We start from the raw sequence: 22,095 nt of genomic DNA, 5'->3' as shown, positions 1-22,095 counted from the left end.
CTCCCATGCTCCCATTTGCATTGGGGCAGGTGTATCCGATGTCCGGCGTGCGGAAAAGGGGCCGGGGCGCATTCCTGGCACATCAGGAGCTTCGCGATCGTTTCCCTCAGAGCTTGAAGCGGGCGACCACCAACTGCCCGGCGATCGGCTCGCCTTCCTCCATGCGTACGGTGATATCGCCGATCTCGATGATTTCGAAACCGGTCGCCGTCAGGCGATCGCGCAGGTAGGCTTCCGAATGGGCAAAACGCTGATGCGGGCCGACCATGTAATCGCGGCCGGCAAAGGTTTCCGCCGGAAGAGTTTCGCTGGAGAAGATCAGCAGGCCTCCCGGAACGAGATTGTCGACCGCACCAAAGAACAGCGCTTCGAGAGCGCCCATATAGGGCAGCACGTCGGTCGCGACGATCAGGTCGAAGGGGGCCTCGTCGTTGTCGTCCAGGAAATCGACCGCTTCGGCGACATAGAGCGTCTCGTAGACATCCTTTTCGTGCGCGATCTCGACCATGTTTTCGGAGAGGTCGATGCCGGTTATATCGTCCGCCATGTCGCGCAGCGCGCCGCCTGTCAGACCCGTGCCGCAGCCGAGATCAAGAACACGCTGGAAGGGGCCGAGTCCCAACGCCTGCAGGCGCTGGCGAACCAGCAGCGGGACGCAATAGTCGAGCTGGTCGACGAGGACGTTCTCGAAAACATCGGCATGCTGGTCGAAGAGCGTCGCGACATAGGCGTCGGGCGCCTTCAACGGCGTTTCGCCGCGTCCCATCGAGGCGAGGCGAACGGCGGCGCCGCCGTGATCCTCCGGGTCGAGCGTCAGGACTTCCGCGTAAGCCGTCGCGGCTGCGTCGAGATTGCCGGATTTTTCAAACGAAAGCGCGCGGTTGTACGCCTCCGCCAAGGCTTCTTCGTCGATCTTCTTGTTCTGCTGCGTCATGGGCGCTTCTTACGACCGTCCGCAGACTTTGGCAATCCGCCGTTCGGGAGGGGCGATTCATTCGTAGCTTTTGCGAAACAAAAAACGAACATTTAGCGTTCGGTAAAAATATGACGATGCGCGGGCCTCGCGGGATTTATCCGGGGCCGGAATGGAGTCATCATCCATTCAATAAGGAAGACCGGGAGGGAACGCCGATGCCTGCTGAACTCAGCCCGCTGACATTGGAAACGGAGTTGCGGGAAACGGAATCGCCGGAGCGGCAGGGGCCGCCGCTGCCGCAGACGACGCAAGAGACGATCAACACGATCGTCCATTATTATCGCGGCGAGCTGGGCCGAATGGCGGGATGGCGGGACCGCATCGACCGCACGTCGAACTGGGCGATCACCGTTGTTGCGGCGATGCTCTCCGTATCGCTCTCGACGCCGTCCTCGCATCATGGCGTTTTGCTGTTCGCGATGCTTCTGATCACCTTGCTGCTGCTGATCGAGGCAAGACGTTATCGCTTCTTCGATGTCTACCGCGCTCGCGTGCGCCAACTCGAGCGCGGATATTTCGCTCAGATTCTTTCGCCGGAGGGACAGCCAAGCCTCAAGTGGTCCGCATCGATCGCAATGAGCCTGCGGAAGCCGGCCTTCCTGATGAGCTACCGCGAGGCGGTCTGTCGGAGACTTCAGCGCAACTACTGCTGGATGTATCTGATCCTGCTTTTGGCCTGGGCACTGAAAATCTCGTCACCGAAGATTTCCGCCAATGGCGAACCTTTCGGCCACGTCCGTTCCTGGACCGACTTCACTGAAAGGGCCGAGCTTGGGCCCGTACCGGGGTGGGCGGTGATGATCGGCGTCGCGCTCTTCTACGTTCTTGTCCTCTACGCGTCGCTGCACAAGGAAGAGCATGAGGGCGAGCTCGCCCACGGCGAGGTGCACGTCTAACGGCGGTGCATTGGCGGCTTCAATGAAGAATGAACTCTCCCTTGAGCGACCGCCATTCGCTGGCCGATATCAGCTTGCGATGCACATAACGAACCGAATGCAGCGGGCCGTCCAATTCCTCCTGCCAGAACTTGAGGAAGTGGCGCATCTCCGGAAAATCCGGCGCGATGTCGTAGTGTTGCCAGATATAGGTCTGGAGGAAAGTCGGATGGTCGGGCATCCGGTAGAGAATTTGGGCCGTCGTCAGGCCGTAACCCTTGAGCTGCAGTTCCATCTCACTCGTCATCAGGACCTCACTTCTCGCAAAGGTTGGTCTCTATGATGAAACGCTCGATCTATTAATCAAGTCCTAATATTTGTGCGGAAATGAGATTTCCTCACAATAACAAAGGCTTGTCAGCACTCGTTGATCAGTGCTGCCAAAGCCTTCGATTGCTGGACGATCTGTGCCGGTTGTCCGGAGTACGAAAGGCGAGCGGGGACGGCTTCCCGCGGTCGCTCCGCTATCGCTTCAGATGCCGCGTCAGCCGCGCCTCCAGCAAGGCCCAGACGTTGCGCAGCAATTCGACCATCATCAGGTAGAGAATCGCGGCCCAGACATACATCTGGTAGTCGAAGGTGCGGGAGAAGGCGCGGCGCGTCTCGCCCATCAGGTCGAAGACGGTCACGATCGCCACAATCGCCGAGCCCTTGATCATCAGGATGATCTCGTTGCCATAGGGGCGGAGCGCGACGATCATCGCCTGAGGCAGGATGATCTTGAAGAAAGCGACGCGCTGTGACAGCCCGAGTGCCGCGGCGCCTTCGTGTTGGCCGCGCGGCACGCTCTGGATGGCGCCGCGCAGGATTTCGGCCTGGTAGGCGGCGGTATTCAGCGTGAAGGTGAAAAGCGCGCAGTTCCAGGCGTCCCGGAAAAACCACCAGAGCCCCATCGCTTCGAGCTGCGGGCGGAAGCTGCCGAGGCCGTAATAGACGAGAAAGAGCTGGGTGATCAGCGGCGTGCCGCGGAAGAAATAGACATAGGCATAGGAAAGCCAAGACCAGATCCTGTTCTTCGACATGCGCCCAATCGCTACAGGCAGCGAGAGAATGGCGCCCATGACGATCGACGAGATCACAAGCAGGAGCGTAACGCCGAGACCGGACACGAAACTCGGCCCGTATCTCGAGAATTTTTCGGGGTCCCAGCCGTTGACGACGGTGAGGAAGATGCCGACAGCGAGTGCGAGCCAGACGCCGAGCGTGACGCTGCCGATGAAGCGCGACAGCGTGTAGGGCCGCGGCGGGGCCGGTGGCGGTGCCTGGGGCGGAATCATAGTCTCTGCGATGCTCATCGGGTCATCTCCGCGCGTTTGGTCCAGCGCTCGAGCGCCGAGAAGACAACGGATGAAATCATCGCCAGGATCAGGAAGAGAATGCAGGCCACGCTGAAGAACTCGAACGCATGCTTGGTGACACGAGCGGCGACGCCCGTCTGGCGGAGGATGTCGGGCAGGCCGACGACCGAGACGAGGGCGGTATCCTTGAGGAGTGCCATCCAGAGATTGCCGAGGCCTGGAAGCGCGATGCGCACGAGCTGCGGGAGGATGATCAGCCGCATCGTTTTGCCGCGATGGAAGCCGAGCGCGTCGCCGGCCTCATACTGTCCGTGCGGGATCGCCTTGAAGGCCGAGAGCAGCACTTCCGAGCAATAGGCGGAGAATACGAACCCGAGCGCAATCATGCCTGCAACGAAAGCGTTGATCTCCACCGGCCCCTCGTAGCCGATGGTGGCGAGGAACTGCTGCACCAGGATCTGCAGGCCGTAGTAAACGATGAAGAGCGTCAAGAGCTCGGGCAGGCCGCGAAAGATCGTCGTATAGATATTGGCCGCAAGGCGCAGCTGCCTTTCGTTCGATTGCTTGGCGAGCGCGATGAAGAATCCGGTCACCAGCCCCACGGGCAGGGTGGCAACCGCGAGGCTAGCCGTCACCAGGAATCCATAGGCGATCTCATCGCCCCACCCGGCGTCGCCACACGCCAGAAGCGTGCCTGAACCGAACCAACGAAACACTCCGACCGGACCGCAGAGCGGATCGATGATCGACCCGATCCAGGCGAAAACGGAGAAAAGGGCGGCGAACAGTCCGCTCATGCCAATAAATTCCCCTTGCAGCGTTCTTTTTCGCGCAATTGCGCTTATTTTCGAGGGTTCTTGTCAAACAAAAACGGCGGAAGGGCAAGCCATCCGCCGTTGCATTTTTTTCATCAACCGAGATTTCCCCGGCATGATCGGCGCGAAAACCGCGCCTATTGCATGTTTCCTTAAGTCGGAACCGTCTTAAGGGTAAAACATGCAGCCATTCAAAGGGCTACCGCGACCTTTTGTGCGTCTGAAAAGACGCACGGCGCTGTAGTGGCGTCGCTTAGCTGCCGTAGACGTCGAACGGGAAGTACTTTTCGTTGATTTCCTTGTACTTGCCGTTTGCGCGGATGGCGTCGATTGCCTTGTTGAGCTTTTCGCGCAGCGCGTCGTCGCCCTTGCGAACGGCGATGCCGGCGCCTTCACCGTTGATGACCGGGTCGATCGGCAGGGTGCCGAGCAGCTTGCAGCAAGCGCCGTCCTCGGTCTTCAGCCATTCCGAAAGCACTACGACGTCATCGATGGCTGCGTCAATGCGGCCGTTGGCGAGGTCGAGCTTGTATTCATCCGCGGTCGGATAGAGCTTCAGTTCAGCGCCCTTCATATGCGCTTCGGCATAGTTGGAATGCGTTGTGGAGCTCTGCGCGCCAAGCATCTTGCCGTCGAGCGCCGCTTCGGTCGCCTCGGTAATCGGCGAGTCCTTTGGAACGACGATCGCCGGCGGCGTGTTGTAGTACTTGTTGGTGAAGTCGACCTTCTGCTTACGCTCCTCGGTGATCGACATGGAAGCGATGAACGCGTCGAACTTCTTGGCGATCAGTGCCGGAATGGCGCCGTCCCACTCCTGCGTCACAAAGGTGCACTCTGCCTTCATCTGTTCGCAAAGCGCCTTCGCGATGTCGACATCGAAGCCCGTCAGCGTGCCATCGGCCTCGAGATTGTTGAAGGGCGGGTAGGCGCCTTCGGTGCCGAAGACGATCTTTTCGCCGTCTGCCATGGCCGTGCTTGCCATGAGCGCGAAAAGGGCAGCCGATGCGGCGGCTGCCAGCCGTCTGGAAATACGCATGATCATCCTCTCTGTTGGCTGACATCCGGTTTTTTCTTGTTCGCGGATGCCAAATAGGGCCGGGGCGTACGCCACGGTTGGCGGGATATTCGTACTTCTCTTGTAAAAATCAACTGGAAAGCGCGATCGCCCAACGTGAAAGCGGGCTCACGCGCCTCTCGTCCTCTTCATGGCGCGACGGAAAGATGAACGGCCTGTTCACGTAAGGTTAATGTCGCCTCCGATAGCCCTTGAAGCGGAACCGATCCGCGACTGCAGCGTTGCGATTACGGATGTGACCGAACCCAAAAAGTCGCAATCGCGGATCATGGCCCTGTAGGAGCAGGCTTGCAGGCGTGACCGTTCGATCGGACAGGATGCGCAGCGAGCCAGGCCTCCCGACAAGAGGAAGGAAGACAATGTCGATTCGATCCAGACTTTTCGCAACGGTGGCCTTGCCGGTATTCGCGGCAACTTTTGCCGTCCAGCCCGCGCTTGCCGAGAGCCTGACGGCGCCGTTCGAAGTTGCTCAGGAAGGCGCGGAGCAGCCGTCGCCCGAGGAATTGCTGCTGCTGAAGAAGCGCAGAAAGCAAGCCGCCGAACAGGGGCAGGCCGAAGAACAGCAACCGCAAGCCGAAGAGGAGCAAGCTCCGAGACGCAAGAAGCGCCAGCAGCAGGCTGAAGAGCAGCAGCCCGCCGCCGAGGAGAGCGCGCCACGACAGGCCGAGGAACAGCCGGCTCCAAGGCGCAAGAAGCGTCAGCAGCAAGCTGAAGAACAGCAGCCCGCCGCCGAGGAGGCCGCTCCGCGGCAGGCCGAGGAGCAACCGACGCCGAAGCGTAAGAAGCGCCAGCAGCAGGTTGAAGAACAGCAGCCCGCCGCTGAGGAGGCCGCTCCGAAGCAGGCTGAAGAACAGCCGGCTCCGAAGCGCAAGAAGCGCCAGCAGCAGGCTGAAGAGCAGCAACCCGCCGCTGAGGAGGCCGCTCCGAAGCAGGCCGAGGAGCAGCAGACTCCGCGCAAGAAGCGCCAGCAACAGGCTGAGGAACAACAGCCCGCCGCCGAGGAGGGCGCTCCGAAGCAGGCCGAGGAGCAGCAGGCTCCGCGCAAGAAGCGCCAGCAGCAGGCTGAGGAACAGCAACCCGCCGCCGAGGAGGGCGCTCCGAAGCAGGCCGAGGAGCAGCAGGCTCCGCGCAAGGAGCGCCAGCAGCAGGCTGAGGAACAGCAACCCGCCACTGAGGAGGGCGCTCCGAAGCAGGCCGAAGAGCAGCAGGTTCCGCGCAAGAAGCGTCAGCAGCAGGCTGAGGAACAGCGCCAGACCGAACAGCCAGCCGACCAGGCCGGTGAGGGCAGGCAGCCTGTTCCAGGCGCCGAGGCACCGGCAACGGCAAGGCAGGGCACAGGCGAACAGCAGCAGGCCCGGCCCGCACCTGAAGTGGTCGATAAGCGCACTGAGGAAGAGAAGGTCAAGATCGCCAAGGACCCGGCGGCAACGGACGACACCGTCGTGCTTCCGGTCGAAAACGGTGCGGCCATTCTCGACAGCGACAAGGATGCCGACAATGTCGGCGGCAACCGTGCGCGCGAAGCGCGGCGCAAGCAGCGTGAGGAATTGCGCGCCAAGGAAGAAAGCGTAGCGCCTCCGACGGACGATGCCACCGCACAGGCGGCAATGTCGAGCGAGGTCCGGAAGCAATTTCCGCAAAGGGTCGAGGCCAATCTGAAGGAAGAGGGGCAGCGCATCGACGAAGCACCGGCCTTCGCGGTGCCTCAGACGACCAACATCGTCAACAACACGGTGATCAACAACACGACGGTCAACAACACGACGATCAACAACAACACGAACGAAGTCACCGAGGTGCAGGTGGTCGACGAAGTTGAGGACCGCGTGATCCTCGGCGTCGGCGATCGCATATTCGTCCGAGGCGACGACCGGCCGCGGCTGCGGCGCGACTCGGAGGAAACGTTCTACGACCAACTGCCGCGCGATCGCGTTCGCGAGACGATCGTTCGCCCCGGTGGTTATCGGATCGTCACGATCTACAACCGCTACGGCGATATCGTGCAGCGCTCGCGTATTGACAGCGACGGCAACGAATATCTGATGGTCTACGCGCCCGAGTACGAAGAAGATGATAACCGTCCGGCTATCGTCGACGTCGGTTACGACCTGCCGCCGATGCGTCTGACGATACCGGTAGAGGATTATATAGTCGACGTGGCCGATGATCCGGACCGGGATTACTACGAGTTCCTGTCCGAGCCACCGGTCGAGCAAGTCGAGCGCGTCTACACGATCGATGAGGTGCGCAACTCCGCCCGACTGCGTGACAAGGTTCGCCGCATCGATCTCGATACGATCCACTTCGAGACGGGCAGTGCCGAAGTGTCGATGACGCAGGCCAAGACGCTCCGTGGCGTCGCGGACGCGATGTCGAAGATCCTTGAGAAGGATCCCGGCGAAACCTTCTTCATCGAGGGCCACACGGACGCCGTCGGTTCCGACCGCGACAACCTGGTCCTTTCCGACCAGCGTGCCGAGTCGGTAGCCGTGCTCCTCACCGAAGCCTATGGGATCCCGGCCGAAAACCTCGTGACGCAAGGGTATGGCGAGCGCTTCCTCAAGGTGCGCACACCGGAGGCAGAGCAGGAGAACCGGCGCGTGACCATTCGCCGCGTGACGCCGCTCGTGCGGCCGGTCGCGCAGCGGTAATCGCGGTAGCGTTGCTTGATGAATACGGGGCCGGGAGACCGGCCCCGTTCTTATGTGCTGCGTCGGAAGCGTCTGCAGCGTCAACGGAAAGCGCGCCAGAGAATCAGCCGCGGAGCCCCGTAACCTTTTCCACGAAATCGGCGATTGCGGCCGTATCGTCGAGGTCGAAGACTGAAAGATCAGTATCGGTCACGGGATGATCCGCGGCGATGGCAACAATGTGCGGGTCGGTCGGCGCCAGCGGCTCACGGTTGGCCGAGTCCGTCCGCCGCGCTTCGATCTTCGGGATCGGCTCGCGCTTGTAGCCTTCGATGAGGACGAGATCGCAGGGAGCGAGCCGCGCCAGGATTTCCTCGAAGGACGGTTCCGGCGCGCCGCGCAGTTCGTGCATGATTGCGAAGCGCGTCGAGGAGACGATCGTCACCTCTTGCGCGCCGGCCTCCCGGTGGCGGTAGCTGTCGGCGCCGACCTTGTCGATGTCGAAGTCGTGGTGGGCGTGCTTGATCGTCGACACGACATAGCCGCGCCGTGTCATTTCGCTGACAAGGCGGACCATAAGGCCGGTCTTGCCCGAGTTCTTCCAGCCGGCAATGCCGAATATCCTGGCTTGGTTCATGGTTTGGGATCCTTGAGGCGTTGCAGCCAAGATTCGGCCTGCTGAAGCTCATCCGGCGTGTTGATATTGAAGAAGGGGTCGAGTGGACCCGCCTTCGTCGCGATCATCGGGAAGTCTACCGCTGCCGAAGGGTGGCGCGCAATGAAAGCGCGCACGCGCAACTTGGCGTCGGTGCGGATCCAGGCTTCCAGATCATCGGCTATCGCGACCGGCCAGAGCGCGAATAGCGGATGCATCTCCCCGTCGGACCAGGCGACGGCGATCGTCCCTTCCAGATCGGGTATCGAGGACAGCCGGCCAACGAGGTCGTCTGGAAAAAATGGCGTGTCGGTCGCCACCGTCAGGACATGAGGCGCATGCGGTGCGACCTCTGCAGCGTGGCGCATGGCGGTGAGGATGCCGGCGAGGGGGCCGAAGTAGCCGGGCACCGTATCGGCCAGCACAGCAAGGCCCGGGGGCAGGGTGATGCCGGGATCGGCATTGAGGTTGAGCGCGATGCTTCCCACCTGCGGGGCGAGCCGCTCGACGATATGGTCGAGGATCGGCCTGCCATCGAGTACGAGGCCGGCCTTCGGGCGCCCCATGCGCATCGATCGTCCGCCGGCAAGGATGACGGCGGGTGGGCGTGTCGGTGTTTCCGGCGCATTCGTGGCCATCGGCGCGTTCCTCTATTCGAGGGGGCCTGCAAGGGAGCGCTGGGCGACCGCCTTCCTGCCGCGCAGGCTCTCGCGATAGAAGGTATAGAGGCCCGAGCCGACGATGACCGCAACCCCCGTGAGCATCCAGAGATCCGGCGTTTCCAGGAAGAAGAATATGCCGATTGCGATCGACCAGAGCAGGCTCGTGTAGCGGAACGGCGCGATGACCGAGATGTCGCCATCGCGCATTGCCAGCACGATCGTCTGGTAGCCGAGCATCAGGAGTACGCTCGCGCCGGCAATATGGCTGAGCGAGGTGGTCGACATCGGCTGCCAGCCTCCGAAAGGCACGATCAGCAAAGCGCCGACCAGCGTCGTCACCATGGCGGTGGTGACCGTAATGAAGAGCGAGGGCACGTCGCTGCCGATGCGGCGGGTGCAAAGGTCGCGTGTTGCCGTGCAGAAAACACAGGCGACGACGGTCAAGGCGGCCGGTGTGAAGCCTTCCGGTCCGGGTCGGAGCACGATCAGCACGCCGAGAAAGCCGATGGAGATCGCTGCCCAGCGCCGCCAGCCGACAGGTTCGCGCAGGAAAAGCGCGGCGCCGAGCGTGACGGCCAGCGGCAGCGCCTGCATGATCGCCGAAGCATTCGCGAGCGGTATCTGCCCGAGCGCGGAAATATAGGTGATCGAAGCCAGCGCCTCCATGATGATGCGCAGGAGGATCGCTGGACGCAGGATCGTTCGGATGGGGCGGAATGCGCGAAAATGGAGAGCGAACACCAGCACCATCAACGTGGTGAGTAAGCCGCGGACGAACATGATCTGCCCGGTGTTCATGACGCCCGTCACGGATTTTACGAGCGCGTCGTTGCAGGCAAAGCTGATCATCGCAAGGCACATGAAAACGATGCCGCGGAAATTGGCAGAAGAATGCATTCGTCTTTCCTGATGGCCCCGGCCGAGGCCAATGTTTGGCGGGAGGTGGCGAATCCATTTCCTTGGATGGTGCGCCCCTTGTCCAAGCATTGACTGCCATTGCGCGCAAACTCAAGCATCGTTTGTGCAAGATTGTTTTCCCTTTAGATTCGATGGGCGCAACCGCGGCCTCGCAGCGTTATTCGCTGAATCTTAAGTTTCGCTGCCTATCGTTGCCACGATTCCGCAGTGCAATCGCATGAAGCGATCGGTGGATGACGGTCATCGAATTTGCAGCGCCGTCGATCCGCGAAATGTCCGCCGGAGCCTGGGAGGTGCTTCCGAGGGCATTTCATTGCCACTTCCGTAAAGAGAAGCCACCGTGCGGGCATGTTCCTCATAATAAGAACCTGGGGTCCGCAATGTCTTTGATCGATCGCCTTCTGCAGCGCCTGCGTATCGTCACAAAAGTCCTCCTTTTCGTGGTTCCGCTCGTGGCCCTGATCGCCGGGATCGGACTCGTCGGCTTTTTCACCGCTCGTACGCTCAATGGGCACATGACCGTCACCCGCGAGACAATCAACAATCTCTCGGATTTCCAGGCTTTGCGCAGTGCCTTGCAGGCCTTCGCGGACAAACCGAGCGAGGAAACGCGCGATATCCTTGCGAAAGAGGTCGGCGAGCAGGAAGAGGGCGTCAGAACTCTTGAAGCGTTGCTCGCGCGTGACGCGGACAAGGCTCAGATCGCGTCGGTGGTTGCCCTCGGTGGCCAGATGCGCAGCCAGACCGACAAACTTTGGGCGGTCAAGGTCGAGCAGGACGCGGTAACGACGTCGCTGGAAGCGGCGCTTGCCGACATGACCGAGAAAGGCAACAGCGCCTACAAGCAGATCGATATCATCCGGAGTGAATCGGGTGAAAAGGAAGCCTTCGCCAAGGCGCTGCTGTTCGATGCTGCCGCCTACCAGGGTGTCGCCGAACGCATCAAGAAATTCCGCTTGCCGGTAACCATGGCGGTCAATCCTGACGCCAAGATCGATCAGGCGAACAAGCTGCTGCCGCATCTGCTGAAGCAGATCGGGGAAGCCGAGAAGATCGCTTCGGAAAAGGTCCAGAAGCCCATCGGCGAACTCAAGGAACAGGCGCTGAAGATCCAGGCGATCCTCGCAGGCGCCGAGGACAACGAGGCGAAAAAGAACGCACTCGTGCCGATCCTCAGCAAGCTCTCGAAATATGAGGCTGATTTTGCCAAGGAGGCGGTCAAGAATTCGGACACCGCCGCCAAGCGCTTCGTCGGCATGGACGGCGAAATCTCGACGCTGAAGACGCTGATCTCTTTGATGAGCGATACTTTCAAAGGCCTCGACAACACCCGCTTCCATATCAGCGAACTGCACCGCTCGCTCGATGCGGAGAGCCGCGACCTCGTGATTGCAGATATTAGCGCCGTACGCGAAGCAGCCGGGAAGCTCTCCGAGCTTGGCGGCAAGAACGCGGCACTCCGCGACCTGCCGGTGAAGCTCGGCCCCTCGCTCGACAACATAGACAAGGGCACCGCCGCGCTGATTGACGTCGGCGGCCGCTGGCAGGCCGCCAAGAGCGAAGCCGCAACGCTGGTCGCCGATGCGAGCCGTACGCTCGAAGGCTTCGTCAGCAGCGCGCAGGAAGCCGGAAAGCAGGACAGCCAGCGCTCGGCGACGGTATCAATCATCGCGATGGTCGCCGGAACGCTGCTGGCGATCATCGGCGGCCTGATGCTTGTCGAGACGCTGCGCGGCCCGCTGAAACGCGTCACCGAAACCATGACACGGCTTGCCAACGGCGACCTCGAAGTAGCGATCGAAGGCCGCAACCGCGGTGACGAAATCGGCGACATGGTGCGCTCCGTCGCCGTCTTCCGCGACAACGCACTCGAAAACGTGCGGCTGGAACGCGAGGCCGAGGCGGCGCGGACATTGTCTGCCGAGGAAGAGGCCCGGCGCTCGCAGGAACGCGCGCGCATCGAAGCCGAGCAGATGCAGGCGCTCAACGCTCTATCCGATGTTCTTGCCGAGCTTGCTGCCGGCAATCTCGAGGAAGGCATGGCGGAAGACCTGCCGGCCGACTATGTCATCATGGCCCGCACCTACAACAACGCCGTCGAGGCGCTGCGTGCGACGCTCACGGATGTCCGTCTCGTCGCGGAAGAGATCTCCGGCGGGACGAGCAATCTCTCGGCCTCGGCCGACGATCTTGCACGCCGGACCGAGCAACAGGCGGCAGCGCTTGAAGAGAGCTCGCGCGCGCTCCGTCAACTCACCGAACTCGTGCGTTCGACCGCAGAGAGCGCACGGCGCACCACGGTATCTGTCGATGAGACGAACAACTATGCGCAGCATTCCGGCCAGGTTGTCGCCAAGGCGATCGATGCCATGGCCGAAATCAATCGCTCGTCCGAGAAGATCGGCACCATCATCGGCGTGATCGACGAGATCGCCTTCCAGACCAACCTTCTGGCGCTGAACGCGGGTGTCGAGGCGGCGCGCGCCGGCGAGGCGGGCCGTGGCTTCGCGGTCGTCGCCCAGGAGGTGCGCGAGCTGGCGCAGCGTTGCGCGGGGGCAGCCCGCGAGATCAAGGGCCTGATCTCGGCAAGCTCAGCCCAGGTGCGCAGCGGCGTGGCGCTGGTGCAGGAGACCGGGGAAGCGCTGACCGTCATCAACGGCCATATCGCCACCATTCACCAGCTCGTCAGCAATATCGAGGCTTCCGCAGCGGAACAGTATACCGGTCTCAGCGAGGTCAATTCAGCCGTTCACGAGGTCGAGCTGATCACGCAACAGAACGCTGCGATGGTCGAGGAGAACACGGCGGAGATCCACGGCCTGCGCCGGCAGGTGGAAGTCCTCAACGAGAAGATCGAGCGCTTCAAGACTGGCACTGGTGGGCTGAGCGATCACGGTCAGCTTCGTTACGGCTCGACTTACGCCGCCTGACCTATTTGAAAGCAGAAGGCCCCGCGGTCGTCGACGACTGCGGAGCCTTCCGGTTTTTCTGGGTCCGGGGAAACGTCAGCCGCCGGTTACGCTCATGTGGCGTGCGACGGCCGGGCGGTTGTGTTCGCGATCGATGATGAAGTCGTGGCCCTTCGGCTTGTGGGAGATCGCCTCGTCGATAACGCGGGAGAGATAGGCATCGTCGTCCGTCGAGCGCAGCGCCGTGCGCAGATCAGCCGCATCGTTCTGGCCGAGGCACATATAGAGCGTGCCGGTGCACGTGAGACGCACGCGATTGCAGCTTTCGCAGAAATTGTGGGTCATCGGCGTGATCAGTCCGAGGCGTCCGCCGGTCTCCGCCACCTCGACATAGCGTGCAGGGCCGCCGGTGCGGTAGGGAATATCCTTGAGCGTGAACTGGGTTTCCAGACGCTCACGCATCTCGGAAAGCGGCAGGTAGTGGTCGGTCCGGTCTTCGTCCACTTCACCCATCGGCATCGTCTCGATCAGCGTCAGTTCCATACCGCGCCCGTGCGCCCAACGCATTAATTCGGGGATCTCGGCGTCATTGAAGCCCTTGAGCGCGACCGTATTGATCTTCACCTTGAGGCCGGCGGCCTGAGCCGCGTCGATGCCCTCGAGGACCTTCGAGAGCTCGCCCCATCGGGTGATGTGGCGGAATTTATCGTGATCGCGGGTATCGAGAGAAACGTTGATCCGACGCACGCCACAGTCGGCAAGTTCGGCCGCGAATTTCGAAAGCTGCGAGCCGTTGGTCGTCAGCGTCAGCTCGTCCAGGCGACCAGCCTCGATCTCCCTGCCGAGTTCGCGAACGAGGAACATGATGTTCTTGCGCACCAACGGCTCGCCGCCGGTGAGCCTGAGTTTGCGCACGCCCTTGGCGATGAAGGCGGAACAGAGCCGGTGCAACTCCTCGAGCGTCAACAGGTCCTTCTTCGGCAGGAAGGTCATGTGCTCCGCCATGCAGTAGGTGCAGCGGAAATCACAGCGGTCGGTGACTGACACGCGCAGATAGGTGATCGTCCGACCGAAAGGGTCGATCATGGGCGTTGCGGAACTGTCGAGCGGCTGTGCGCCGGTTCTGTCTATCGCTGCATTATTCAAGGCTTTTCTCCCGGTGCTTTCAATGTCGTGGGCAAAAACCCCCGCGTCAAGGCGCATACTGTCGCAAATTTCGGTGAAGGCCGCGGTCGATCGGAGTTCAAGCGGGCTGAATCCGATCGATAACGTGCATTTACCTCCGAACAGGGCTTTAAAATTTGAAAATGTTTCGGCTTTTTCAGCCTGTCTTCCTAATCATTCAGAGGCGAACATCTGCTCTGGCCGACGAATTTAATAGGCCTTCGGCATGAACTGGGGTAGTGCTCGGGGGATGAATGCGGAGTGAGTATCATGAGTGAATTCTGGCCGACTGAGTTGCGTGTTTCGAAAGACCGTCACCGCCTCACCGTCACTTTCGACGATGGCGCCTCCTACGACCTGTCCGCCGAACTGCTGCGCGTGCTTTCACCTTCGGCCGAGGTGCAGGGGCACGGGCCGGGCCAGCGGGTGACCGTGCCCGGCAAGCGCAATGTCCAGATCATTTCGATGCAGCCGACCGGCAACTACGCCGTGCGCATCGGCTTCGATGATTTTCATGACACTGGCATCTTCACCTGGACCTACCTGCGCGAACTGGGAGAAAAGGGCGCGGAACTCTTCGCTGGCTATGAGCAGGAACTAGCCGAAAAGGGCATGTCGCGCGACAAGTCGGAAAAGCCGCGCTGACCGTAGGGTGTTTCCCTAAGTCGGCCCGGCTTCAGGACCAAACAGGCACAAATTCAAAGGGCTACAGCGTCCGTTGAACGTCTGATTGGAAGCGTGGCGCTGCATGGCCGCGTTCTCAATCGCTGTCTTCCTTCAGCAGGATGGCGATGATCCGCTCCATCGACTGCGCAACCGTCATGCAGTCCTCTATCGGCGAGCCCGTCAACGACCTCTCGATTAGCGCCGTCTGGATCTCCATTGCCTCCTCGCTGAGCGTGCGGCCGGCCGGCGTCAACGAGAGCCGCAGGACGCGCTTGTCGCGCTCGTCTCCGCGTCGCTCTATCAGGCCGCGCTTCTCGAGTTGCGGCAACAGCATGCTCATGTTGGAGCGTCCGACGAGCAATTTGCGGGCGAGTTCCTGCTGTGTGATGCCGTCGAAGCGATAGAGATTGATCAGGATATCGAGATGCGGCGGCTTGATGTCGAGATCGGCGAGCTCCCGTGTCAAAGTCTGCTGCATCAATTGGCAGGCGCGAGCCACCGCGATCCAGCTTCGAAAACGCGGATGATCCCAGGGAAAGTGATGATGTTTTGTTGTCACTTGCTTTTTGTTCATCGTTGTACAATGATGTTCATAGTTGAACATTTCAAGAGAGTTTCACTATGGCATCCCTTGCGGTCAAGGTCGTCCGTCTCGCGCTGAAGGCCGTAGCCGCCGTCTCCGCCGAGGCCGCCGGCAGGCTCGCCTTCAGGATCTTCTGTCTCACACCGAGCCGCAAGCCGAACAGCGCCAAGGAAGCAGCCTTGCTGAAGGCGGCCGCGCCGACCATGGAACGCTCGCGAAAAGTCACGCTGTCGTTCGCCGGTGGCTGGTTTGTCGCGCATCATTTCGCGCGGCGCCAGAGTGCCGAGGGCCCCCGTATCCTGCTCGCCCACGGCTGGGGATCGCGCAGCGCCTATCTCGCGACCTTGATCGATGGCCTGCTTGCCGCCGGTGCGGAAGTCGTTGCGCTCGATTGGCCGGGGCACGGCGCTTCGCCGGGACGGTCGCTGACGATGCCGCAGGCGGTGAGGGCAATCGATGCGGCCTGGCGCCATTTCGATGGATTCGACGTCGGGATCGGCCATTCCTTCGGTGGCGCGGCCCTTGCGTGTGCGGCAGGCGCCGTCGTCTGCGACGTGCCGGCGCGGGTGACGGGAAAACTGGTCCTGATCGGCGCGCCGAGCGAAATGACCTGGCTCTTCAAGGGTTTCGGCAAGATGATGGCGCTCGCGCCGGCAACCCAGACCGCCTTCGAAGGCATGGTAAAACGCCTTTCCGGCCGTCGGGTCGAAGACTTTGACGCGGCCCGTATACTGGGGATGCTCAGGAAGCCGGTGCTCGTTATCCATGCAGAGGACGACAAGGAGGTTTCCGCCGGCCACGCCCGTCGTTACGGCGCGGCCGGACCGAACGTCGAGTTGTCCTGGGCGAACGGTTTCGGCCATCGCCGCATCGTTTCCGCCGAACCGGTCATCGACCGGATCAAGGCCTTCCTCGGCGAAGCCGAGAAAACTACTCACTTGAGAAGAATCGCCTGATACTGTCATCAAGACGTCATGCTATCCGTTGAAAGCGCATGCAAGGGCAGGCGTCACAGAGGATCGAATGACAGTCATCCGTACGGTCGAGGAACTGAAGGCACTTTACGGCGAGACGAGCGAGGCCTCGGTCGTCAAAGTGACGAAGGCGCTGACGACGGAGTATCGGCATATGATCGAGGCCTCGCCCTTTGCCGCGCTTGCGACGGTCGGGCCCGAGGGGCTCGATTGCTCTCCGCGTGGCGACGATCAGAGCGTCGTCCGCGTCGCAGACGACAAGACCGTGCTGATGCCCGACTGGCGCGGGAACAATCGCGTCGATTCGCTTCTCAACATTGTCCGCGATCCGCGGGTGGCGCTGATGTTCCTCGTTCCCGCGTCGAATACGGCAATGCGCATCAACGGAACGGCGGTCGTCAGCGTCGATCCGGAACTCACCGGCTCCTTCGAGGTCGACGGCAAGCATCCGCGCAGCGTTATCGTGATCACGATCGGAGAGGTTTATTTCCAATGCGCGCGGGCGCTCATCCGTTCTCAGCTTTGGAATTCGGATCGCTTTGTCGATCCGGCGTCGTTGCCGACACCTGGCACGCTGCTGAAAGCCGCAAAGGCGGATTTCGACAATGAGACATACGACCGGGAATGGCCGGGGCGCGCCGCCAAAACGATGTGGTAGGCGCGGCCGATCCTTCTGGCGGCGGATACCGGGGTGGGCTACCGGCGATAGATCAACCAGTTGCGGCCGGAATCCTTGCGCATTCCCTCCTCGAAGAGGACTGTCCGGTTTCGCCCGGCATTCTTGGCGGAATAGAGGGCAACATCGGCCTTGTTATAGAGATCGACCGGATCTTCCGCCTCGGTCGCCATGCAGACGCCGACGGAGAGGGTGATCGGGCCGTAATTGACGCCCGTCTTGGAGTTCTTGAAGGGCGTGCCGGCAAGGACGGTGCGGATCCGGTCAGCCGTCTGCAGGCATTCTTCCTGGGTGATGCCGTGGAGAATGACGGCGAATTCCTCGCCGCCCGTGCGCGCCACAAAAGCATCCCGGCGCAAGTTGGCGCGGATGACACTGGCGACGGTCGCAAGGATCTTGTCGCCGACCGGATGACCGAACGTGTCGTTGACCTTCTTGAAATGATCGATATCGGCGACGAGCAGGCCTGTGAAGTTGCGCAGATGTTCGCTGTTGTACACGCTGGCCAGGGCGTCGTCGAAAGCTCGCCGGTTGGCGAGGCGCGTCAATGAATCGGTGTTGGCGATGCGCTTGTATTCGTCGAGTTCCTGTCGAATGATCTCCATTTCAGCGGATTTCTGGACGACGGTCTGAACGCGCTCCTTGCCTTGGTTCATGGTGTCCACCGTCGCTTCCGTCAGGATCCCGATGGCGTGGCGCAGAATGTCCGCGCTCGCAGCGCTCTTGCTGGTCATGTTGAGATAGGCTTCGTCGAGAACCTTGTTGTAGTTCTCGAGGGCGTATTGCTCGTCTTTCAAGAGGTTGACGAGCTCGCTCAGTTTGGCAGCAAGCGTGTTGTGTGCCCGCTCGATGCCATGCGGATGGTGAATGTGGCTGAAATATTGTGCGCCGATCGCGTCGAGCTCTTCCTGTGTCGCCCGGCTGCCAAGCGCCGCAAGCTCCTTGGACAATTGCTGGTTCGAGCCGAGGTAGGCTTCGTAATAAAGTTCGTAGTTGCGCGGTATTGGCGCCACTCCCATCATCCGCATGGCGTGGGTGATCTGCGCGGCGATATCCGGCGCGGGCGCCTTATTCGAGGTTGCCGTTTGCATATGCAAACCTCCTTTATTTATTCATTGCTAAAGTCTGGTGATTTTTAGGGAGAAATGATTTGTGAAGTCTTAATGATTGCTTGAGCGGATCGGTACAATTCGACCAATTTGGGGTTGATGCGCCTACGGCACGATGCGTCTTGTCGGGCGCGCAAAGGGCGCTGTAATACTTTGATTTTAAGCAAACATGCGGTAGCGCCGCGTATGATGACGGCGGCGGGTGTCGCCGCGGCGCCGGTGAGCGCGCCGCGGCAATCGAGATCGGTCAGGCGGGGCTGATCATCGTTTCCGGGCGGACGATTGCGTCGAACTCTTCGTTGGTCACATAGCCGCCGCCGACGGCTTCTTCGCGCAGCGTCGTGCCGTTCTTGTGTGCGGTCTTGGCGATCTTGGCGGCATTGTCGTAGCCGATCTTCGGCGCCAGCGCTGTGACGAGCATCAGCGAGCGGTCGAGTGCCGCCTTGATATTGTCCTCGCGCGCCTCAATGCCGACGACGCAATTGTCGGTGAACGAAACGGCCGCATCGGCGAGAAGCTGTACCGACTGAAGGAAGTTATAGGCCATCAGCGGATTGTAGACGTTGAGTTCGAAATGGCCCTGGCTGCCGGCGAAGGTGAGGGCCGCGTGGTTGCCGAACACCTGGACGCAGACCTGAGTGAGTGCCTCGCACTGGGTCGGATTGACCTTGCCGGGCATGATCGACGAGCCCGGCTCGTTTTCCGGCAGCGCCAGTTCGCCGAGGCCGGAGCGCGGTCCGGAGCCGAGGAAGCGGATGTCGTTTGCGATCTTGAAGAGCGCGGCTGCGGTGGCGTTGATCGCACCATGGCTGAAGACCATGGAATCGTGAGCTGCGAGTGCCTCGAACTTGTTCGGCGCCGAGGTGAAGGCGATGCCGGTGATCGCGGCGATCTCTTCGGCAACCTTCTCGGCGAAACCGATCGGCGCGTTGAGACCCGTGCCGACGGCCGTGCCGCCCTGGGCGAGTTCGCAAAGGCCGGGCAGGGTCATCTCGATGCGCTTGATCGAGGACGCGACCTGCGCGGCATAGCCGGAAAATTCCTGGCCGAGCGTCAGCGGCGTCGCGTCCTGCGTGTGGGTGCGGCCGATCTTGATGATGTGGTCGAAGGCCTTCACCTTATCTTCGAGCGCCTTGTGCAGATGCTTCAGCGCCGGCAGCAGGTCGTGGATGACGCGCTCGGCGCAGGCGATGTGCATGGCCGTCGGATAAGTGTCGTTGGACGACTGGCTCATGTTCACGTGATCGTTCGGATGAACGGGCTTCTTCGAGCCCATGACGCCGCCGAGCAGTTCGATCGCCCGGTTGGAAATGACCTCGTTGGCGTTCATGTTTGACTGCGTGCCGGAACCGGTTTGCCAGACGACGAGCGGGAAGTGATCATTGAGCTTGCCGTCGATGACCTCTTGCGCCGCCTTGACGATTGAATCGCCAATCGCGGGGTCGAGGCGACCAAGTGCCATGTTGGCGCGCGCCGCTGCCTGCTTGACGATGCCTAGGGCCCTGACGATCGCGACCGGCTGCTTTTCCCAGCCGATTTTGAAGTTCCCAAGCGAACGCTGCGCCTGGGCGCCCCAATAGCGGTCGCTAGCCACTTCGATGGGGCCGAACGTGTCTGTTTCGGTGCGGGTCGATGTCATCGTGATACCTGCTTTCGTCTGCGGTTCATGAAGCCGAGGCGAGAAACCCTGTCTCAGCCGGTCGCTACGCCCCGGTGCCGGCATCTCTCTGCCCCGGTCATACAAGCTTGTAAAGGGGCGGCAAAGGCATGGCTCCGCCTACAATCGTTTGAATTATTGCAGCGCGGCAATCGAACTGCTTTAGCGCCCGCCGCGGCTGATCCGGGCTATTCGCGGTCGCGAGTTGTGGCCTTTCCGTCACATTGCGCGTTTTCCTCATGCACGGCGAATTGTAACCGGGGAAGCACCGATGCAGGCGCAACCGGCGCAAAGTGAATACGAATCAAATTTTTATGGCGCTTCACGCGGCCTTCAACTGGGTGTTCTGAGACAGGTTTCGGCCGAGGGAAGGCGGGCCGTTTCCTTTTCATTCACCATCCTTTTCTATAAGTCGTGGAGCACGAGGGCGTGGCGAGAATCTGGCACCGGCCGAATTCGGCGACAACGCAATACGGGGATCTTTGTTCTAATGAGAATTATCAAGTCGGCAGCGATTGTGGCGCTCATGTGTGGGTGTGCGATTGCAACCATGGATGTAAGGCCGGCATCGGCGCTCACCCTTATGGACTTCATTCGGGGCGGCAAGAAGCGAACGTCGCCGGAGCACGCCCAGCCTGCCCGGCCGCTGCCAGGTGTCGGCATGATCGTGCCGCAGCAGATCGATCCGAGAATGGCTGCAAAGCCGCCGCGCGTCACCGGACCACGGTACTATACCTATAAGGCCGAGCCGCTGCGCCGGATCGCCACGGACCGGTTGCTCGATCCCGTCGTGACCGGTTCGGTGCAAAATGGTGCCCTGCCGCCGATGCTGCGCCCGCCGCTTTCGGACGCGCGGCAGTTTCTCCCCGAGATCAACGTCCGCGCTACGGACGCCGTCGCAAAGGCGGTCGAGAACTACTATGGCGGCCGGACAGACTTCGTGTGGATCGATGGCACCGGCGTCAACACGCGCGCCAAGTCGGCCCTTGCGGTGCTCGCACAGGCTGCGAAGGTCGGCCTCGACCCGCAGGACTACGCGGTTGACGTGCCATCCGACACCTTCGATCGAGGCGACATGATCGCCCGCGAAAAGGAACTCGTGCAGTTCGAACTGGCGATGTCGGTTGCAACGCTGACCTATGTTCAGGATACGGTGCGCGGCCGCATCGATCCGAACAAGATCTCCGGTTATCACGACTTCAAGCGCAAGAGCGTCGATCTCTTCGCATTCCTCGACAAGTTGGCAGGAAGCGACGACGCCGCGGCGCTGATTGAAAGCCAGAATCCCAAAAGCCCGCAATTTCTGGCCCTGAAGGCGGAATTGGAACGCCTGCGCGCGCTGACGGATGCGACCCCGCGGGTGGAAATCGCTCCGGGTACGCTGCTGAAGCCCGGCCAGAGCAACCCGGAACTCGCCAATGTCATCGCCGGCATCAAGCTCAAGGCGTCCGAATCGCTGAAGGCCGAACACGCCGTCGTGCTCGCGAGCTATCAGGGAACGCCCGACTACACGCCCGAGTTGGTTTCCGTCGTCGAGGCCTTCCAGAAGGAACGTGGCCTGAAAGCGGATGGCGTCGTCGGCCAGGCCTCGATCCGTGTGCTGACGGGTGGCGAGACGACCGACAGCAAAATCAACAAGATTGAAATCGCGATGGAGCAGGCGCGCTGGCTCCCCGACGGATTGGGCAGCCGCTACGTCTTCATCAACCAGCCCGCATTCACGGCCTCCTACACCGACCAGGGCACGGAGCAGTTCTCCATGCGCGTCGTTGTCGGCTCGAAGACGAACCAGACCTATTTCTTCCAGGATGAGATCCAGACGGTCGAGGTCAACCCCTACTGGGGGGTGCCGCAGTCGATCATCGTCAACGAAATGCTGCCGAAGCTCAGGAGCGATCCCGGCTATCTCGATCGAATGGGTTATCAGGTCGAAGTCGGTGGCCGCGTCGTGCCGTCGTCCGCGGTGAACTGGTACGGATCCACCACCTCGGTAGCAGTGCGCCAGCCGCCGAGCAGCGACAACGCCCTTGGCGAACTGAAGATCCTCTTCCCGAACGCCCACGCGATCTACATGCATGACACGCCGTCGAAGAGCTTCTTCAAGCGTGACCAGCGGGCGCTCAGTCACGGCTGCGTGCGCCTCGCCGATCCGCGCCGCATGGCCGCGGCGGTTCTCGGTAAGAGCATCGACGACGTCGGCAAGGAAATTGCGAGTGGCCACAACAAGGCCTTGCAGGTGCCGCAGAAGGTGCCCGTCTACGTGTCCTATTTTACCGCTTGGCCGAACAAGACCGGTACCGTTGAATATTTCAACGATGTCTATGACCGCGACATGTATGTGAACCGGGCATTGGATGCGACGCGAAGCGCACGCCGCGCCGAGGGATAAGTAG

The 22,095-nt window shown here is 61.3% G+C and carries 19 protein-coding genes; 7 read left to right on the top strand and 12 right to left on the bottom strand.

What is annotated here, in order from left to right:
• Positions 1-106 precede the first annotated feature (106 nt).
• On the bottom strand, positions 107-934 hold the full coding sequence (locus QA637_RS07965) for a class I SAM-dependent methyltransferase (protein WP_153441020.1): 828 nt from the start codon (positions 932-934) through the stop codon (positions 107-109).
• 197 nt (positions 935-1,131) lie between these two features.
• Between QA637_RS07965 and QA637_RS07960 the strand changes: the two genes are divergently transcribed.
• On the top strand, positions 1,132-1,872 hold the full coding sequence (locus tag QA637_RS07960) for a DUF2270 domain-containing protein (RefSeq protein WP_153441019.1): 741 nt from the start codon (positions 1,132-1,134) through the stop codon (positions 1,870-1,872).
• 19 nt (positions 1,873-1,891) lie between these two features.
• On the opposite strand, the gene QA637_RS07955 is transcribed toward QA637_RS07960, so the two are convergent.
• The 4 genes from QA637_RS07955 to QA637_RS07940 form a co-directional block, all read right to left on the bottom strand.
• A complete protein-coding gene (locus QA637_RS07955) occupies positions 1,892-2,158 on the bottom strand; it encodes an usg protein (RefSeq protein WP_153441018.1) in 267 nt (88 codons plus the stop codon).
• 217 nt (positions 2,159-2,375) lie between these two features.
• Entirely contained in the window at positions 2,376-3,206 is an 831-nt protein-coding gene (locus QA637_RS07950; protein ID WP_153441017.1) for an ABC transporter permease, read from the bottom strand.
• The gene (locus QA637_RS07945) at positions 3,203-4,006 is read right to left on the bottom strand and encodes an ABC transporter permease (protein WP_153441016.1); all 804 of its coding nucleotides are present in this window, start codon (positions 4,004-4,006) and stop codon (positions 3,203-3,205) included. The genes QA637_RS07950 and QA637_RS07945 overlap by 4 nt, the downstream gene beginning before the upstream one ends.
• 271 nt (positions 4,007-4,277) lie before the next feature.
• Entirely contained in the window at positions 4,278-5,060 is a 783-nt protein-coding gene (locus QA637_RS07940) for an ABC transporter substrate-binding protein (protein WP_153441015.1), read from the bottom strand.
• Positions 5,061-5,458: 398 nt separating this feature from the next.
• On the opposite strand from QA637_RS07940, the gene QA637_RS07935 reads away from it, so the two are divergent.
• Entirely contained in the window at positions 5,459-7,750 is a 2,292-nt protein-coding gene (locus QA637_RS07935; RefSeq protein WP_184108759.1) for an OmpA family protein, read from the top strand.
• A gap of 103 nt (positions 7,751-7,853) precedes the next feature.
• Here the strand turns inward: QA637_RS07935 and mobB are convergent, their stop codons facing one another.
• From mobB to QA637_RS07920, 3 genes are read right to left on the bottom strand one after another with little or no spacing between them, the layout of a single operon-like run.
• Entirely contained in the window at positions 7,854-8,366 is a 513-nt protein-coding gene (gene mobB / locus QA637_RS07930; protein ID WP_153440846.1) for a molybdopterin-guanine dinucleotide biosynthesis protein B, read from the bottom strand.
• The gene (gene mobA, locus QA637_RS07925) at positions 8,363-9,022 is read right to left on the bottom strand and encodes a molybdenum cofactor guanylyltransferase MobA (RefSeq protein WP_153440847.1); all 660 of its coding nucleotides are present in this window, start codon (positions 9,020-9,022) and stop codon (positions 8,363-8,365) included. Before mobA ends, mobB begins: the two co-directional genes overlap by 4 nt.
• A gap of 12 nt (positions 9,023-9,034) precedes the next feature.
• The gene (locus tag QA637_RS07920; protein WP_153440848.1) at positions 9,035-9,943 is read right to left on the bottom strand and encodes a DMT family transporter; all 909 of its coding nucleotides are present in this window, start codon (positions 9,941-9,943) and stop codon (positions 9,035-9,037) included.
• A 401-nt stretch (positions 9,944-10,344) separates the two neighbouring features.
• Between QA637_RS07920 and QA637_RS07915 the strand changes: the two genes are divergently transcribed.
• Positions 10,345-12,894 carry a methyl-accepting chemotaxis protein gene (locus QA637_RS07915; RefSeq protein WP_153440849.1) on the top strand — a complete coding sequence of 850 codons (2,550 nt, stop codon included), beginning with the start codon at positions 10,345-10,347 and terminating at the stop codon, positions 12,892-12,894.
• Between the two features lie 75 nt (positions 12,895-12,969).
• On the opposite strand, the gene moaA is transcribed toward QA637_RS07915, so the two are convergent.
• Complete coding sequence (gene moaA, locus QA637_RS07910) at positions 12,970-14,019, bottom strand: GTP 3',8-cyclase MoaA (protein WP_153440850.1); 1,050 nt, start codon at positions 14,017-14,019, stop codon at positions 12,970-12,972.
• 288 nt (positions 14,020-14,307) lie between these two features.
• Between moaA and QA637_RS07905 the strand changes: the two genes are divergently transcribed.
• The gene (locus QA637_RS07905; RefSeq protein ID WP_153440851.1) at positions 14,308-14,682 is read left to right on the top strand and encodes a gamma-butyrobetaine hydroxylase family protein; all 375 of its coding nucleotides are present in this window, start codon (positions 14,308-14,310) and stop codon (positions 14,680-14,682) included.
• Positions 14,683-14,797: 115 nt separating this feature from the next.
• On the opposite strand, the gene QA637_RS07900 is transcribed toward QA637_RS07905, so the two are convergent.
• Positions 14,798-15,277 (bottom strand): MarR family winged helix-turn-helix transcriptional regulator, encoded by a 480-nt coding sequence (locus QA637_RS07900; protein ID WP_167528311.1) that lies wholly within the window; start codon positions 15,275-15,277, stop codon positions 14,798-14,800.
• Between the two features lie 47 nt (positions 15,278-15,324).
• On the opposite strand from QA637_RS07900, the gene QA637_RS07895 reads away from it, so the two are divergent.
• A complete protein-coding gene (locus tag QA637_RS07895) occupies positions 15,325-16,242 on the top strand; it encodes an alpha/beta fold hydrolase (protein WP_283064670.1) in 918 nt (305 codons plus the stop codon).
• A 67-nt stretch (positions 16,243-16,309) separates the two neighbouring features.
• Positions 16,310-16,918, top strand: coding sequence for a pyridoxamine 5'-phosphate oxidase family protein (locus tag QA637_RS07890; RefSeq protein ID WP_283064669.1), 609 nt, complete (start codon positions 16,310-16,312; stop codon positions 16,916-16,918).
• A 38-nt stretch (positions 16,919-16,956) separates the two neighbouring features.
• On the opposite strand, the gene QA637_RS07885 is transcribed toward QA637_RS07890, so the two are convergent.
• Entirely contained in the window at positions 16,957-18,027 is a 1,071-nt protein-coding gene (locus tag QA637_RS07885) for a GGDEF domain-containing protein (protein ID WP_283064667.1), read from the bottom strand.
• A gap of 265 nt (positions 18,028-18,292) precedes the next feature.
• Positions 18,293-19,684: a class II fumarate hydratase gene (gene fumC / locus QA637_RS07880; RefSeq protein ID WP_283064665.1), complete on the bottom strand. Its 1,392-nt coding sequence runs from the start codon at positions 19,682-19,684 to the stop codon at positions 18,293-18,295.
• 508 nt (positions 19,685-20,192) lie between these two features.
• Here fumC and QA637_RS07875 point away from each other — a divergent pair.
• Complete coding sequence (locus tag QA637_RS07875) at positions 20,193-22,091, top strand: L,D-transpeptidase family protein (RefSeq protein ID WP_283064663.1); 1,899 nt, start codon at positions 20,193-20,195, stop codon at positions 22,089-22,091.
• Positions 22,092-22,095: the final 4 nt, after the last annotated feature.

This window comes from Sinorhizobium terangae, from assembly GCF_029714365.1.
Lineage (GTDB): Bacteria > Pseudomonadota > Alphaproteobacteria > Rhizobiales > Rhizobiaceae > Sinorhizobium > Sinorhizobium terangae.
The sequence above is the reverse complement of the archived record's forward strand: the minus strand, read 5'-3'. Positions and strand labels throughout refer to the sequence as shown.